Below are 15293 nucleotides of genomic sequence, written 5' to 3' on the forward strand. Positions count from 1 at the left end.
ATCCCAACCTTCAATAAAAAATGAGATTTTTTCCATTCTTTATTGAAGTTTCCCCTAAACCGTCAGCAAGCGAAAACATATAAACACGCTGGTATAATTTCAGGCACAGTGACCACTCATGGCCTGTGTACAGGTATTACTGAGTAATTTAGTCATCATCTGAATTGGTCGGGGGGATTAGCTAATCAGCGTACAAGCTGCATGCGTGATATAATATTTAGGACGACACATTGCCGGATAACAGTTGAATGGCCAAACAGAATAGATTAACCCTCACCTCTGCGAATTAAAACAATACGGCTACACAAGCATCATCGCCCGGGTCTTTTCTGCCACACGCTGCAAAATTGCCTGCGCCTGTTCAAATGACTGAATGTTGGTATAGCCAATTAACAGACCATAACGTTTCTGTTGCTGCATATACCAACTGGAGAGTGGCCGCACACAGAGTTCATGTTGCCTCCAGAGCTCAGCCAGCGCGATATCCTGCATACTGCATTTCAGAAAAGCGACAATATGCATACCACCGCCAGTCAGTTCAAACTCAAACAGGTCTGGAAACACAAACTGGATGGCATCCAGCATCAAACGGCGGCGCTGCTGGTAGAGAATGCGCATCTTTTTAAGGTGTCGGTAAAAATGCCCTTCGTTGATAAACTGCGCCAGAATTTTTTGCGGTAGCAGAGGCAAACCGGTTTCCAGTATTTGTCCCAGTTCGCTGAAGCGCCTCAACGTTCCCAGTGGCATCACCAGGTAGCCAATACGCATTGCTGGCATTATGGTTTTGCTGAACGTTCCGGTATAAATTACCCGTTCGTGTGTATCCAGGCTCTTCAGTGCCGGGATCACTTTCCGTGTATAGTGAAACTCGCCATCGTAATCATCTTCAATAATCCAGCTATTATTTTGTTGTGCCCATTCCAGTAATTGGTGTTTTCGAGGTAATGACAGGCTGACTGCCAGCGGGCTTTGATGGGTAGGTGTAACAATGGCAAAGCGCGCATCAGCGTGATTGCACTGTAGATAGTCAACATTAATACCCTGCTGGTCAACCGGCACATAATGCAAATTAGGTGCAATGTGTTTTAGTAATTGCTGGCCGAGGAAGAAGCCCGGGTCTTCAAATACCACTTTATCATTCGGCTGTGCCAGTACCGACAAAATTAGTTGCAGGCTGGCACGATAGCCGCTGGTGATAAAAATTTGTTCAGCCTTGCAGTTCAACCCACGTGAAATATTCAGATAGTTTGCGATAGCTTCACGTAGCGGCTGATACCCCATCACCGGCGGCACTACCATCTCTTCAGGCCGCAGGCTGCGAGCCACTTTACCCGAAAGCAACAGCCATTTTTTATGTGGGAATGCATCCAGTGCCGGAATACCCAGCCGCAGTTCACTTTTGCTTTCGCTTGTCGGAGAACTGGGCACAGGAATTGGCACAGCAGTAACAATACTGGTCATAGCGGGCACATGGAGAGCAGGGTTGACACGCGTACCTTTCGCCCCCTGGCTAACAAAATACCCTTCACCAGTCAAAATCTCATATGCGGCTTCCACCGTTTTGCGGGCTACCTGTAGCTCACTCGCGAGCACACGAATGGCCGGTACACGGTCACCTGGTTTTAACCTTCCATCCAGAATCTGCTGGCGGTAGCGCCCATAGATCTCTTTATATCCCGTCATCGACTCTATATGTCCTACTTGTTTTATCTAATTTTGACCCTTTTTAACCAGACATACCAATTTAAAATGCCGTCACCAACTCAACAAATGAGTACAGGCCGAGATGAGAATTGCACATTACGACACACCAGAAGAGCTCGCCCGCTGTTATACGCTTATGTGCGAACTGCGCTGCAAGCTTAAGAGTAAGGCTCAGTTTATCAGCCAGGTACAACGCCAACAGAAACAAGGCTATCGGCTGTCTGGCATGGAACAAAACGGCAAACCAGTGGCGCTGGCAGGTTACCGCCTGCTGGAAAATTTTATTCATGGCCGTTTTTGCTACGTAGACGATCTGGTAACTGCCCGGACAGCCCGCAGGCAGGGTTTTGGCGCAGACTTGCTGAATAACCTGGCAGTTGTTGCTCGTGAATACGGCTGTAGCCGGATGGTGCTTGATACCGCCGTCAGCAATACACAGGCGCAGGCGTTTTATCAGTTCTCAAGCTATAGCGCATGTGGCCTGCATTTTTATCGGGAACTCAACTGACAAAGCAAGCGTTATACACAGCACACCATTCACTGTTTACTTTAAAATAGGAATACATCATGTCGTCACGCGTTGATCATTTTCAAACTATCCCCGCGCTCATTAAAATTCTGAGCGATGCTTCGGTTGCATCAGGAAAAACAATGCCGGACAAAAAGCTCCGTCATCTGATGGATATCCGTGCCTCGCAATTAAACCATTGTGCGTTTTGCCTTGATATGCATGTCAAAGAAGCAAAATTGCATGGGGAGCGTGAACTTCGCCTTTACCATGTGGCAATCTGGCGTGAATCCCCCTTGTTCACTGCTAAAGAAAAAGCCGCTCTGGCACTCACTGAAGCCCTGACCCACATCGACAACCGGGGTGTAAGCGAGGCACTTTATAGCGAGTTGAGTGAACATTTTACACAAGAGGAAATTTCAGCGCTGACCTTCAGCATTGCCATGATTAATGCCTGGAACCGCCTGCAGATATTGTCCCGGGCGGTACCTGGTACACTCGACAGCGCTTACGGTCTGGACCGGGCTGATTTAAGTTAATTTTTAACCGCCAGTGGTTCTGTCACTGGCGGTTTTATATCAACATTGTTCTGCAAAAATACACCGGAGTGGTAACGCTAATTCATATTCTGCTCCGCATTATCTGAAACGATTTATGACTCAAGCGACTATACCATCTGCTTTACCACACAATCTGCAAAGCCAGCTATCATGGACGCGAGGGTTTCGGGTACCTCCAGTGGTAACAGGTGCCCGGCACCAGAAATGACATTCAGCCTGGCCTCTGGTATCCGGGGTAAGAGTTCTTCCTTGAGTACATTGAGGCGCTCTACTTTATCCTGGTCACCGGATATCACCAGGGTTGGCACGCTGATTGCGCTTACGCAGGCCGTAATATCTTCTCTCATTGCTTCGTCCGGCCACGCTTTTTTTGCCTGAATACTTCCCTTCAGGCTGTCCTCAATCACTTGTTTGCGGTGTTCTGCACTGAGTGTTTTGGCAGTCAGCACATGATCAATCACATATTCCACTGATTCACATGACGAATAAGCACTCTTCAGCACCGTGCGCTCTTCATCAGAAAGGTGCATCGGTGTAGGGGGTGATGGTGCGACTAAGATTAACCCTTCAAGCCCTTGCGGTTGGCGTGATGCAATCAACTGTGCCACTTTTCCCCCCATAGAGTGCCCAACCAGAATGTAACGCTGTATGCCCAGTTTCTTAATCACTGCTTCTGCATCTGCAGCCAGCCCCGCGATGTCATAGCCATCTGTCGGCTTGCCAGACTCCCCCCATCCCCGGTGATCATAAGCAATAGTCTGGTAGTCATTGGGTAAAATGTTAATCACGCTCTCCCAGGTACGCGATGAGCCGCCATAATAATGTAGAAACACCAGCGCAGGCACTCCCTCCCCCCGTTGTGTTACGTGAAGATGCGTATCATTGATATCGAGTTTCATTGTCTGTCTCCTCTGGTTGAATGCCTGTAAGGATAAATTCAACATCAAGGATTGATAATCCATAAAAAACTATCGACAATCGATAACACAGTTATTGAATGGGATAATAAATGGACCGGTTAACAAGCCTTGCGGTTTTTGTCGCAGCCGTTGATGAAGGTAGCTTTGCAGCTGCTGCCAGACGTTTTGGGCTATCTCCAGCCATGGCAGGAAAGCATGTCAGCGCTATTGAAACCGAGGTGCATGCACGGCTTTTGCAACGCTCAACCCGCCAGTTAAGCCTTACCGATGCCGGATTACTCTATTACGAACGCTGTAAACAGATTCTCGAAGCCTACGACGAAGCAGTCCGGGAAGCGGGTGATATCCAGACGAGTGCGCGGGGTACCTTGCGGATTGCAGCACCTGCCACATTCGGGGAGATGCATGTGTCGGGTATTGTGGCCCGATATTTGACAGATAATCCTTATGTGAATGCAGAAGTGTTGCTGGGAGACCACTACACAGACCTGCTGGATATCCGTGTAGATGTGGCGATACGTATCGGTAGACTAACCCGTTCACAGTTAGTCACGCGCAGGCTGGCACCATGCCGTATGGTGCTCTGTGCATCCCCAAACTGGCTTGCGCAAAATGGTACGCCATGTAAACCTGAAGACTTGCATGATGCCCCCCGGCTTGCCTTTAGTGAGGCCGTCTCTGAAGGCAACTGGACACTTATTGATGCGCAACAGCAAGCCTTCACACTCAAAGGCCCTTGCCGATTACTGGCGAATAACACGCAGTTTCTCGTTGCATCGGCACTCGCCGGCATGGGGATTGTTTACGCACCCACATTTGTGCTGGGTGAGCATATCCGCCGCAAGACGCTAATTCCGTTACTGCCTGGCTATACCCCCAGCGAACTGGTTATTCAGGCGGTATACCCCAGCGCATTACATATTCCGGCTAAAGTACGGCACTTTGTCGATTACCTGGCACAGGCTTTTGGTGATAATCCTCCGTGGGATAAACCTGAATGAAGTCTGCACACCGGTATCCCGAGTTTATGGCTCCTGGTCCTTCTGGCCTTCGGGGTAAAAAAGGATGTGTCAGGGATTAAATATGACAGAGCTTTCGAAGAAAACCGGGAAGGGGTTATTGCGCAACACCCATGCGAACCAGCCTTTAAAGGAAAGATAATTGCTGCTCTTTATAACGGGATTAAAGAAAAGCGCGGACAACCTTTGGCAACGTCAAAACAGATGTGATTACCGATACACAACCAGAGTTCGTGCGCGGGAACTTCTGCAAGAACATACCCCCGCCCCTGAGGAAAGAATACATACCCGGTAAAATGACGAAGCACATATTACCATTAGCTGTTTCACCTGATCTGGCAGTAATTCTCGCAGTATTGCCTGAACTACCATCACGCCACACCATAATGTGGCGTGATTTTACTGAGCGCAACACTGGTTAGCAGCCAAATAAACTAACAACTGCTTATTTCAACAAGCGTACTTTAACGGATTTCCCTTTGATTTTACCTTGTTGCAATTGCTTCCAGGCGTGACGCGCAACGGACTGTTTCACCGCAACATAAGCATGCATTGGGTGGATGGCGATTTTACCAATATCGGCTCCGTCCAGCCCAATATCTCCGGTTAATGCCCCCAGAATATCACCAGGGCGCATTTTTGCTTTTTTACCACCATCAATCGCCAGGGTTGCCATTTCAGCTTCAAGCGGCAATACCTTGCCAGTGGCAGGTTGTGGGCACCAGTTAAGCGTTATGTGAAGCATTTCTTCCAGCACATTTGCCCGGGTGGCTTCTTCTGGCGCACACAGGCTCACTGCCAGGCCACTTTCCCCGGCTCGCGCAGTACGTCCAATGCGATGTACATGGACTTCCGGGTCCCAGGCCAGTTCAAAATTCACCACCATTGCCAGTGCTTTTATATCAAGCCCGCGCGCAGCTACATCGGTTGCCACCAGCACACGGCTGCTGCCATTAGCAAAACGTACCAATGTCTGGTCCCGGTCGCGCTGCTCCATATCGCCATGCAACGCCAGCACACTCTGGTTACTGGCGGTCAGGGCATCGCACACTGCCTGGCAGTCCTTTTTGGTATTACAAAACACCACACAGGATGCTGGTTTCTCACGGCTCAACAGAGCCTGCAGTACAGCAATTTTTTGATTGCGGGGTACTTCATAAAACTCCTGTTGTATCGCCGGGAGCGCTTCTGCTGTATCTATTTCTATCGCCAGAGGTTCATGCTGGTAGCGTTGGCTGATTGCCGCAATGGCCACAGGCCAGGTGGCAGAAAACAGCAGCGTCTGGCGCTGAGCGGGGGCAAATGCGACCACCTCATCGATAGCTTCAGCAAACCCCATATCCAGCATGCGATCTGCTTCATCCAGCACCAGAGTACGTAATGCAGACAGGCTCACGGTCTGCTTGTTCAGGTGGTCCAGTAATCGTCCGGGCGTTGCCACGATAATATGCGGTGCATGGGTCAGTGAATCACGCTGCGCATTAAATGGCACTCCGCCACAGAGTGTCAGCACCTTAATATTTGGCGTGGCACGCGCCAGACGGCGCAGTTCACCTGCAACCTGATCGGCTAATTCGCGTGTCGGGCAAAGCACCAGAGACTGGGTAGTAAATTGTGTCGCATCAATATGCTGCAACAAACCAAGACCAAAGGCTGCTGTTTTACCGCTTCCGGTTTTTGCCTGAGCCCGGACGTCTCTTCCACTAAGAATGGCTGGCAATGCCGCGGCCTGAACCGGCGTCATCGCCAGGTAGCCGAGCGTTTCAAGTGTCGCGAGTTGTTGGGAAGACAGAGCGTTAAGTTCAGCAAATGAGGTCACAGTAATAATTCCGGATAAAAGCCAGTGGGCGGCAATAATACCACCCCTCACCTGAATTGCATGGCGAATTATTGACTCAGGAGATGAATGCTTATGGGCTGCGCAACGCGTGGCTCCGAACGTGCCTCAATAAAAGAGTGCTGTGTCTGTCATATTGTGAAATTTATGAGTCAAACTGCATAGTGTATTCAAGAACCCGCTATTATCGTCGCTGCCCAAACGCCGTAACATCGACTGGTTAATTAAAGAAATGGGAGATGTCATGGAGAAGCGAATACTGGGTAACAGCGGGCTGGAAGTTTCAGCTCTGGGCCTGGGCTGTATGCGCATGAGTTTTGCCGACAAACCTGCAAATAAACAAGAAATGGTAACCCTGCTCCATCAGGCCGTGAGTCTGGGAGTAACTTTTTTCGATACAGCCGAAGTTTACGGGCCTTTTACTAATGAAACGCTACTGGGTGAAGCTTTTGCCTCTGTGGATAAAAACAAACTGGTATTAGCAACCAAATTTGGCTTCAAACACAACCCTGAAACTGGCCCCTCACCTGCTGAAGGGTTTGACAGCCGCCCGGAGCAGATCAGGCGTGTTGCCGAGGCTTCACTGAAACGCCTGAATGTTGATTGTATTGATTTATTTTATCAACACCGTGTTGACCCAAACGTGCCGATTGAGGATGTCGCCGGTGCAGTGAAAGACCTGATTCAGGAAGGAAAGGTAAAGTATTTTGGTTTATCTGAAGCCAGCGCCGATATTATTCGCCGGGCTCACAGTGTCCAGCCTGTCGCCGCACTGCAAAGTGAATACTCAGTATGGTGGCGTAATATCGAGCAGGAAATTTTACCCACTTGTGAAGAGCTCGGCATTGGTCTGGTACCTTACAGCCCGCTTGGACGGGGCTACCTCACAGGGACAATTACTACAGCAACCACTTACGATAAAAGTGATTTGCGCAGCCACAACCCGCGTTTTACAAAAGAAGCTATTGACGCAAACCAGGTGGTTGTCGATCTTCTGGTACAAATGGGAAAACATTACCAGGCGACACCAGCACAAGTCGCTCTTGCCTGGTTACTGGCACAAAAACCCTGGATTGTGCCCATTCCCGGGAGCCGCTCTCTGCCACGGCTTCAGGAAAACCTGGCGGCAGCCAACTTGTCACTAAGTGAACAACACTTGAAAGAAATAAATCAGGCGCTGTCTGCCATCAAAGTGGTTGGCGACCGTTATTGATTTATCCGTTGTCTTAAGCAAAAGCCAGTACATTTTTTGCTGGCTTATTTTGCACAAACTATTCGGGCTGGCTTGAGCATTCGGGCGAATAGCGCAGCGCCTCAATCAGTTTTGCAAATGCAGCGGTATGTTGTTTACGGCTTGGATAATAAAGAAAATAACCCGGGAATGGGTCGCACCAGTCTTCCAGTACAGCAATAAGCTCCCCTGATGCAATACCTTCACTTGCAGTATCTTCCGGAATATACGCCAGCCCAAAACCACTTTTTGCCGCATCCACGCGTGACGCCAGGGTATTTAAAGTCAGTTGCCCTTGCACCCGAACTTTGATTTCCTGTTCCCCACGCATAAATTCCCATGCATACAACCCACCAAGCGTGGGCAGGCGCATATTTATGCAGTTGTGTTCCTGTAATTCGTAAGGTGTTTTCGGTTTACTTCGTTTAGCAAAATAGCCAAGTGACCCAACTACCGTCATGCGCCAGTCCGGGCCGATACGCACGGCAACCATATCGCGAGCCAAATGTTCACCCAACCGAATTCCTGCATCAAAACGCTCACTGACAATATCCCGCAGTCCGTTATCAATGGTCATTTCCACATTCACATCGGGGTATTGTTCAAGGAACGCTTTCAGTGCTGGCCATACTGTAGATTCGAGCGCATGTTCACCCAACGTCAGACGAATATTCCCGGCGACTTTATCGCGCATGTCCGTGAGTGAAAGCAGTTCAAGTTTTATCTCATCCATATGTGGGCGAATAGCATTGATCAATTGCTCGCCTGCTTCCGTTGGCGCTACACTCCGGGTGGTTCGGGTTAACAAACGAATACCCAGGCGTTCTTCGAGCCCTCTTATGGCATGGCTCAGGGCCGATTGAGAAATGCCCAGTTGTGCTGCTGCCCGTGTGAAACTACGCTCACGGGCTACAATTATCAGGTAATAGAGGTCGTTAAAATTGTCTTTCAGCATCCGGCACGCCTTTGCTCACTGTTTTCCAAATTTTGCCAGAGAGACAGGGTAACGTCATTTTTAACCTGAACATACGAATTCGTGCGCCAGCCAGGCTCCTGACACTCATTCTTTTGGTGAATGGATGCTGTAACGAAATGCATCAAAGGTAAATTTTCCGGAAATTTCCTTTTTTACACTGATAACTGTCTGTTCTCTTTTATAATCAATTAAGATTTTCATATGGTTGAATACAGTTGATGGCAATAATCAGGAGGAGATCGGTTGATGATGAAGTCCGTTCTGCGTCGCCCAAGAACGCTTTTTCTTGCCATCCAGGTTGCCCTCAGTGGCGCAATACTTGGTTTAAGCCCCGCCCCCGCCCTGGCAGAAGAAGGGCTGAATAATTATCCACAAACCCCTGACCAAACGTTGGGGCCACTTTTTGCCGAAGTGCAGCGTTCAAAATTGTTTGCGGATCAAAAAACATTTACTGATGCGGTGGCCAAAAGCGATCCGCTGATGATCCTTGCGGATTACCGCATGCAACAACATCAGTCCGGGTTTGATTTACGCCACTTTGTTGCGCTCAACTTCGTGATGCCCCATGAGAGTGAGAAATACGTGCCCCCCAGTGGACAGTCGCTACGTGAGCATATTGACAGCCTTTGGCCTGTACTGACGCGCAGCACCGATAATGTTGATGAACGGGACTCATTATTGCCGCTTCCCAAACCTTATGTTGTGCCTGGCGGCAGGTTCCGTGAAGTTTATTACTGGGACAGTTATTTCACTATGCTGGGGCTTGCCGAAAGTGGGCACTGGGATAAAGTGCGCGATATGGTGGAGAATTTTGCTTCGGAGATAGACAAGTGGGGGCATATTCCTAATGGCAACAGAACGTATTATCTGAGCCGTTCGCAGCCTCCGTTTTTCCCGCTAATGGTGTCATTACTGGCAAGCCATGAAGGCGATGACGCATTGGTTAAATGGCTGCCCGAAATGAAAAGAGAGTACGCATACTGGATGGCGGGAAGCGACCAACTGGCACCGGGTGAAGCACACCGCCGGGTGGTTAAACTGGCAGATGGCGCGGTTCTTAACCGCTACTGGGATGATGAAGATACGCCTCGCCCGGAGTCCTGGCTGGATGATGTAACAACAGCGAAGCACTACCCTTCACGACCAGCCACAGATATTTACCGGGATTTACGGGCTGGGGCTGAATCTGGCTGGGATTTTAGTTCTCGCTGGATGGATGACCCGGAGCAGTTAGGTTCAATTCGTACCACCAGCATTGTGCCTGTCGACCTGAACGCAATGATGTTTCTGATGGAAAAAACGCTGTCCCGTGCCAGCAAAGCAGCTGGCGACAACGCCGGGGCCAGTCGCTACGACAGCCTTGCAGATAAACGCCAGCAATCTATTGAGTCCCATATGTGGAATAGCAAAGAGGGCTGGTATGCCGACTATGACCTCAAAACCCACAAAGTGCGCAGCCAGTTAACAGCCGCTGCTCTTTTCCCGTTATATGTCAAAGCGGCAGCGACTGACCGCGCCCAGAAAATGGCGAAAATAACGGAAGAAAAACTGCTCAAGTCTGGCGGTATCGCCACAACACTGGTGCGTAGCGGGCAACAATGGGACTTGCCGAACGGGTGGGCACCTTTACAGTGGGTAGCGGTCGAAGGCCTGAAGAATTACAACCAGTCAGGGCTGGCGACGGAGATAACCTGGCGTTTTCTGACAAATGTCCAGCACACCTACAACCGTGAGCACAAATTACTGGAGAAATATGATGTCACCACAACCGGTGTCGGGGGAGGTGGTGGCGAATACCCACTCCAGGATGGCTTCGGATGGACCAATGGTGTAACGCTTAAAATGCTGGACTTGCTATGTGGTAAGAAATCGCCGTGTAATGATGTCCCAGAGACTCGCCCGGCCACAATTACAAACACAAACATGAGTACTGGACCTGCCAGCATACCTGTCGCCACGCCAGCCACTTCAGCCTCCCCGCTACCGGAGGCAGCCAATCCGGTGGCGGCAGGGAAATAATCCATCCACCACCCGCACCCCGCAGATACTGTGCGGGGTGTTATAAATACCTGAAGTCTCACCCGTACCTTTCGTTTGTACTTATCACACACCATTTCTGCCTGACAGGCTCGCCTGCAAGGGCTGGCAACTTTACACTTTTACATTAATACTTATTAATACACAGCTATGCGTAAGTTTGCCTTAAGTTTCTGGCAACTACGCCGATAACGAAAAAACATCTGTCAGGTGTAACTACAAGGAAATACCGGTGGGTAATTACAGTGAACAATTTTTAAAGCAAGGGCAGCTCGCTGTTCTTGGTGTGCTTAAGGATTTAGTAAAGTCCCAGTCGCCTGTGTGCGTGTCATGGTCTAAAGGGCAATTTATCAGCCGGATGTTATCGGTTGATACTGGAGGGTTGGTTATAGACTATGGCAGCCAGGACAAGGAAAACCAGGAAGTATTAAAAGCCACGTCTGTAACCGTGACGGCTGAAACTCAGGGTGCCAAAGTCGAATTCACACTTAATGGTATGACTTCTGATATTTATCAGGACTTACCGGCTTTTACCAGCTCTTTACCCGACAGCCTGTGGTATGTTCAGCGCCGCGAATTTTTTCGTATTACCCCGCCTGCTCACCCGCCTTATTTCTGCCACATTCTGCTTCCCGGTGAAGAGAAATTTTCAGGGATGATTCAGGATATTTCACTTGGCGGCATGGGAATTTTATTACGCCAGGCATTACCTGCCAGTATTACTGAGGGCATGATGATTCCGCAGGTTGAAATTGATATGCAGGAGTGGGGTATTTTTAAGTTCGATACCCAACTACTGGCTTTGTCAGAGCGCAAAATTATTGACAATAAAAATGAAACGGTCACTATGCCGCGCCTGAGCTTTCGTTTTTTGAACCTGGGGCCAGCTCAGGAGCGGGATTTACAGAAAGTTATCTATGAACTCGAGCGGGCAGCCCGGCAGAAGGCTGACCGCGTGAAATAGGTTACATCGCATCCAGCGCTTTGTTGATTTTCCACAAATAACGCGGCGCCTGTGCAGCAGGGTGTTTTTTTACCACATGCTGGAAAAATGCGTCGCGATCCAACTTGTTGATTTTCTCAATCGCTGTGGCTCTGTCTGAAGAAAACGAACGTAATAGTGCTCCCGCTCCATTTGCATAGGAGACAGCCAGTGCGTCCTGCATCACTTCCGGGTTCTGGATACCTGCCAGCGGCCCTTTCTCGAGAATGCTGAGGTAAGCGGCGCCAACCGAGATATTCCGTTCCGGGTTTTTCAGTTCACTGTCCGTGGGTTGCCCTGCCCACCCCATCCGTCGCCAGACATCTTTTCCAGCTGTAGAAGCTTTGATCTGCATCAGACCGACTGCATTAGAAGCACTGACAACATTCGGGTTACCTCCCGACTCAACAGCAATAATTGCCGTAATTAACTCCGGGCTGACACCCCATGCGCTTCCTGCCTGCTGGCTTATGGGCATCCACTGCTTTGCCCGTGCCACAGGCAACGTCGGGTCCCAGGGTTGTTGCTTGTATTCATGGCCTGAACAGCCTGCCAATAAGACTATTAAAAACAGTAACCACCTGGACTTCACATACCGCATCCGTCTTCCCTTCATCCTGTTTATAATTACACCAACCACGCTGGCGACGAACACCTGTTGATGACAACGCAAGGTGTACGCGGCATCATACTCAAATACATCGCCAAGTCAGCAAGGAATTCGCATGCCAGTTATTCATCTGATTGCCCCTTCAGGTTATTGTGTTAAGCAAGAGGCCGCACTTCGTGGCGTTGAAAGGCTGGTCAGCGCCGGACATGAGGTAGAAAACCAGGCAGTCATTTCGCGTCGTTTCCAGCGCTTTGCGGGTGATGACAACGCCAGGCTTTCCGACCTTTCCGAAATCGCCCAACTGGGTAACAGCACGGATATCGTTTTAGCGGTTCGGGGGGGATATGGCATGACCCGGCTGCTTGAGTCTATCGACTATGGCGCAATTGCACACCGCCTTGAACAGGCACCCCTGGCGATTTGCGGGCACAGCGACTTTACTGTGTTCCAGTTAGCTTTGCTGGCCCGGCATCCACAAGCCATCACATTCAGTGGGCCAATGCTCGCAGGTAATTTTGGCTCTGAAGATCTCAACACTTTCACCTGGAACCACTTCTGGCAGGCGCTTCAGGAGCCTGAATTCACATTACAATGGGTAAGTGACAGTACGCCATTTGAAGCCAGTGGCACCTTGTGGGGGGGCAATCTGTCCATGATTGCTTCCCTAGTTGGCTCGCCATGGTTACCCAATATTGAAGGCGGCATTCTGGTTCTGGAAGACGTGAATGAACACCCTTTCCGGGTGGAACGCATGCTAATGCAACTACTGCGCGCCGGTATTCTCAACAAGCAGCGGGCCATTATTCTCGGGAGTTTTAATGGTACTACCCTCAATACTTATGATGACGGCTACAATTTCGATGTCATGTGTGATTTTCTGCGCAGCAAGTTGACTGTGCCGCTGGTCACCGGGCTTAATTTTGGTCATGAAGCCCGCACAGTCACTCTGCCTTTGGGCGCTGCTGCCCGGTTATCTCATCAGGGTGACATGGCAATGTTGACACTTTCTGGCCATCCCGTTTTACGCCGGTAAAAATAAACGCTATTTCACAGTTTTCATTAGTGAAAACTGTGATAGCGTTTAAGAAACAAATGCTTTACTGCAAGGAGACAGGTGGTCTTGGACGCTGATGTTATTTTTAAGCTTTTTATCCTGGGGTCGTTACTGGTTACCTGTAGCATTTTACTGAGCTCATTCTCATCACGTCTTGGCATTCCTATTCTGATTATATTCCTGGCTATCGGGATGCTCGCCGGAGTGGATGGTATTGGTGGGATCCCGTTCGATAACTATCCTCTTGCATATCTCATCAGTAACCTTGCTCTGGCCATGATTCTGCTGGATGGCGGAATGCGCACCCAGGCAAGCTCATTCCGGGTTGCGCTCTGGCCTTCTCTTTCCCTCGCAACTGTTGGGGTACTGATAACCTCAGGCTTGACAGGTATTGCCGCAGCCTGGCTGTTTAACCTCGATTTAATGCAAGGGTTGTTGATAGGAGCGATTGTCGGCTCGACTGATGCAGCCGCAGTGTTTTCTATGCTCGGAGGTAAAGGGCTAAACGAACGTGTCAGTTCCACGTTGGAAATCGAATCCGGCAGCAATGACCCAATGGCTGTGTTTTTAACCATAACGCTGATAGAAATGATCCAGCGCCACCAGACCGGGCTTGACCTGATGTTTCTGGTACACATTATCCAGCAATTTGGTTTGGGCATTATCCTTGGGTTGGGCGGTGGCTGGGTATTACTGCAGACCATTAATCGTATCACCCTGCCGCACGGGTTGTATCCATTACTGGCTCTCAGTGGCGGGATAATGATTTTCGCCATCACCACAGAACTCAATGGCAGTGGGATCCTCGCCGTTTATTTATGCGGTTTCCTTCTGGGTAACCGGCCAATTCGTAGCCGCTTTGGTATTCTGCAAAATTTCGATGGCCTTGCCTGGCTGGCACAGATTGGCATGTTCCTTGTGCTGGGGTTGCTCGTCACGCCATCTAATTTGTGGGCTATTGCCCTGCCCGCCTTGTTATTGTCTCTGTGGATGATTTTTTTCGCCCGCCCACTGTCCGTACTGATTGGTTTGTTACCCTTCCGGGGTTTTAATTTACGTGAACGGGTTTTCATCAGTTGGGTAGGCTTACGCGGTGCTGTTCCGATTATTCTGGCCGTCTTCCCCATGATGGCAGGTCTGGACAATGCGTCACTGTTCTTCAATGTGGCCTTTTTTGTGGTACTGGTGTCACTCTTTTTGCAGGGCAGTACACTGGGGTTTGCAGCAAAGAAGGCCAAAGTTATCGTGCCACTGACTGGCTGGCCTATTTCACGCATCGGGCTGGATATTCACCCACGTAATCCCTGGGAACAGTTTGTCTACCAACTCAGCGCCGAAAAATGGTGCATCGGAGCAGCACTGCGTGACTTGCAAATGCCGCCAGAGACCCGAATAGCCGCGCTGTTTCGCAACAATACCCTTCTGCACCCTTCCGGCAGCACCCGGCTTGAAGAAGGTGACATCTTATGTGTGATTGGTCGCGAACGCGATTTACCTGCCCTTGGGAAATTATTCAGCCGCACACCTCCTGAGTCGGTCTCACTGGATCAGCGCTTCTTTGGTGACTTTGTCCTGGATGCCAGCGCTCGTCTGGGCGATGTTGCGGTCATCTATGATTTGGAACTGTCTGGCGAGACAGACCACGAGCAAAGTGTGGGCGAGATGTTTGTTCACATACTGGGCGCGGAACCTGTGGTGGGTGACCAGATTGAATACGCAGGTATGATTTGGACCATCGCTGAGAAAGAGAACAACCGTATAAGCAAACTCGGGTTACGCTTCGCTGACGAGGAGCAGCAATAGGATTCTCTGTCAGCCTGTCGCTCCCCCGGCATGAAGACGCCATATCCCGGAG

General features: G+C 49.8%; 13 protein-coding genes. 8 read left to right on the forward strand and 5 right to left on the reverse strand.

Features of this window, described 5'->3' with window-relative positions:
* Nucleotides 1–300: 300 nt before the first annotated feature.
* Nucleotides 301–1683: a MocR-like pyridoxine biosynthesis transcription factor PdxR gene (gene pdxR, locus A9B99_RS01795; protein ID WP_064594044.1), complete on the reverse strand. Its 1383-nt coding sequence runs from the start codon at nucleotides 1681–1683 to the stop codon at nucleotides 301–303.
* Nucleotides 1684–1786: 103 nt separating this feature from the next.
* Between pdxR and A9B99_RS01800 the strand changes: the two genes are divergently transcribed.
* A complete protein-coding gene (locus A9B99_RS01800; RefSeq protein ID WP_064594045.1) occupies nucleotides 1787–2212 on the forward strand; it encodes a GNAT family N-acetyltransferase in 426 nt (141 codons plus the stop codon).
* Between the two features lie 59 nt (nucleotides 2213–2271).
* Nucleotides 2272–2751 (forward strand): carboxymuconolactone decarboxylase family protein, encoded by a 480-nt coding sequence (locus A9B99_RS01805; protein ID WP_064594047.1) that lies wholly within the window; start codon nucleotides 2272–2274, stop codon nucleotides 2749–2751.
* A gap of 128 nt (nucleotides 2752–2879) precedes the next feature.
* On the opposite strand, the gene A9B99_RS01810 is transcribed toward A9B99_RS01805, so the two are convergent.
* Nucleotides 2880–3671 (reverse strand): alpha/beta fold hydrolase, encoded by a 792-nt coding sequence (locus tag A9B99_RS01810; protein WP_064594049.1) that lies wholly within the window; start codon nucleotides 3669–3671, stop codon nucleotides 2880–2882.
* Nucleotides 3672–3781: 110 nt separating this feature from the next.
* On the opposite strand from A9B99_RS01810, the gene A9B99_RS01815 reads away from it, so the two are divergent.
* Nucleotides 3782–4693 carry a LysR family transcriptional regulator gene (locus A9B99_RS01815; protein WP_064594051.1) on the forward strand — a complete coding sequence of 304 codons (912 nt, stop codon included), beginning with the start codon at nucleotides 3782–3784 and terminating at the stop codon, nucleotides 4691–4693.
* A gap of 463 nt (nucleotides 4694–5156) precedes the next feature.
* Here A9B99_RS01815 and dbpA read toward each other — a convergent pair whose 3' ends face one another.
* The gene (gene dbpA, locus A9B99_RS01820; protein WP_064595449.1) at nucleotides 5157–6530 is read right to left on the reverse strand and encodes an ATP-dependent RNA helicase DbpA; all 1374 of its coding nucleotides are present in this window, start codon (nucleotides 6528–6530) and stop codon (nucleotides 5157–5159) included.
* Nucleotides 6531–6792: 262 nt separating this feature from the next.
* Between dbpA and A9B99_RS01825 the strand changes: the two genes are divergently transcribed.
* Entirely contained in the window at nucleotides 6793–7761 is a 969-nt protein-coding gene (locus A9B99_RS01825) for an aldo/keto reductase (protein WP_064594054.1), read from the forward strand.
* 58 nt (nucleotides 7762–7819) lie between these two features.
* Here A9B99_RS01825 and A9B99_RS01830 read toward each other — a convergent pair whose 3' ends face one another.
* Nucleotides 7820–8734, reverse strand: coding sequence for a LysR family transcriptional regulator (locus A9B99_RS01830; protein WP_064594056.1), 915 nt, complete (start codon nucleotides 8732–8734; stop codon nucleotides 7820–7822).
* A 267-nt stretch (nucleotides 8735–9001) separates the two neighbouring features.
* On the opposite strand from A9B99_RS01830, the gene treA reads away from it, so the two are divergent.
* Both treA and ycgR read left to right on the forward strand, forming a co-directional pair.
* Complete coding sequence (gene treA, locus A9B99_RS01835; protein ID WP_064594058.1) at nucleotides 9002–10774, forward strand: alpha,alpha-trehalase TreA; 1773 nt, start codon at nucleotides 9002–9004, stop codon at nucleotides 10772–10774.
* 250 nt (nucleotides 10775–11024) lie between these two features.
* A complete protein-coding gene (gene ycgR, locus A9B99_RS01840) occupies nucleotides 11025–11756 on the forward strand; it encodes a flagellar brake protein YcgR (RefSeq protein ID WP_064594060.1) in 732 nt (243 codons plus the stop codon).
* A 1-nt stretch (nucleotide 11757) separates the two neighbouring features.
* Here ycgR and emtA read toward each other — a convergent pair whose 3' ends face one another.
* The gene (emtA, locus tag A9B99_RS01845; protein ID WP_064595451.1) at nucleotides 11758–12366 is read right to left on the reverse strand and encodes a membrane-bound lytic murein transglycosylase EmtA; all 609 of its coding nucleotides are present in this window, start codon (nucleotides 12364–12366) and stop codon (nucleotides 11758–11760) included.
* Between the two features lie 133 nt (nucleotides 12367–12499).
* Here emtA and ldcA point away from each other — a divergent pair, with 133 nt between their 5' ends.
* The gene (gene ldcA / locus A9B99_RS01850; protein WP_064594062.1) at nucleotides 12500–13417 is read left to right on the forward strand and encodes a muramoyltetrapeptide carboxypeptidase; all 918 of its coding nucleotides are present in this window, start codon (nucleotides 12500–12502) and stop codon (nucleotides 13415–13417) included.
* 87 nt (nucleotides 13418–13504) lie between these two features.
* Nucleotides 13505–15241, forward strand: coding sequence for a potassium/proton antiporter (locus tag A9B99_RS01855; protein ID WP_064595453.1), 1737 nt, complete (start codon nucleotides 13505–13507; stop codon nucleotides 15239–15241).
* Nucleotides 15242–15293 lie beyond the last annotated feature (52 nt).

The organism is Mangrovibacter phragmitis (assembly GCF_001655675.1).
Lineage (GTDB): Bacteria > Pseudomonadota > Gammaproteobacteria > Enterobacterales > Enterobacteriaceae > Mangrovibacter > Mangrovibacter phragmitis.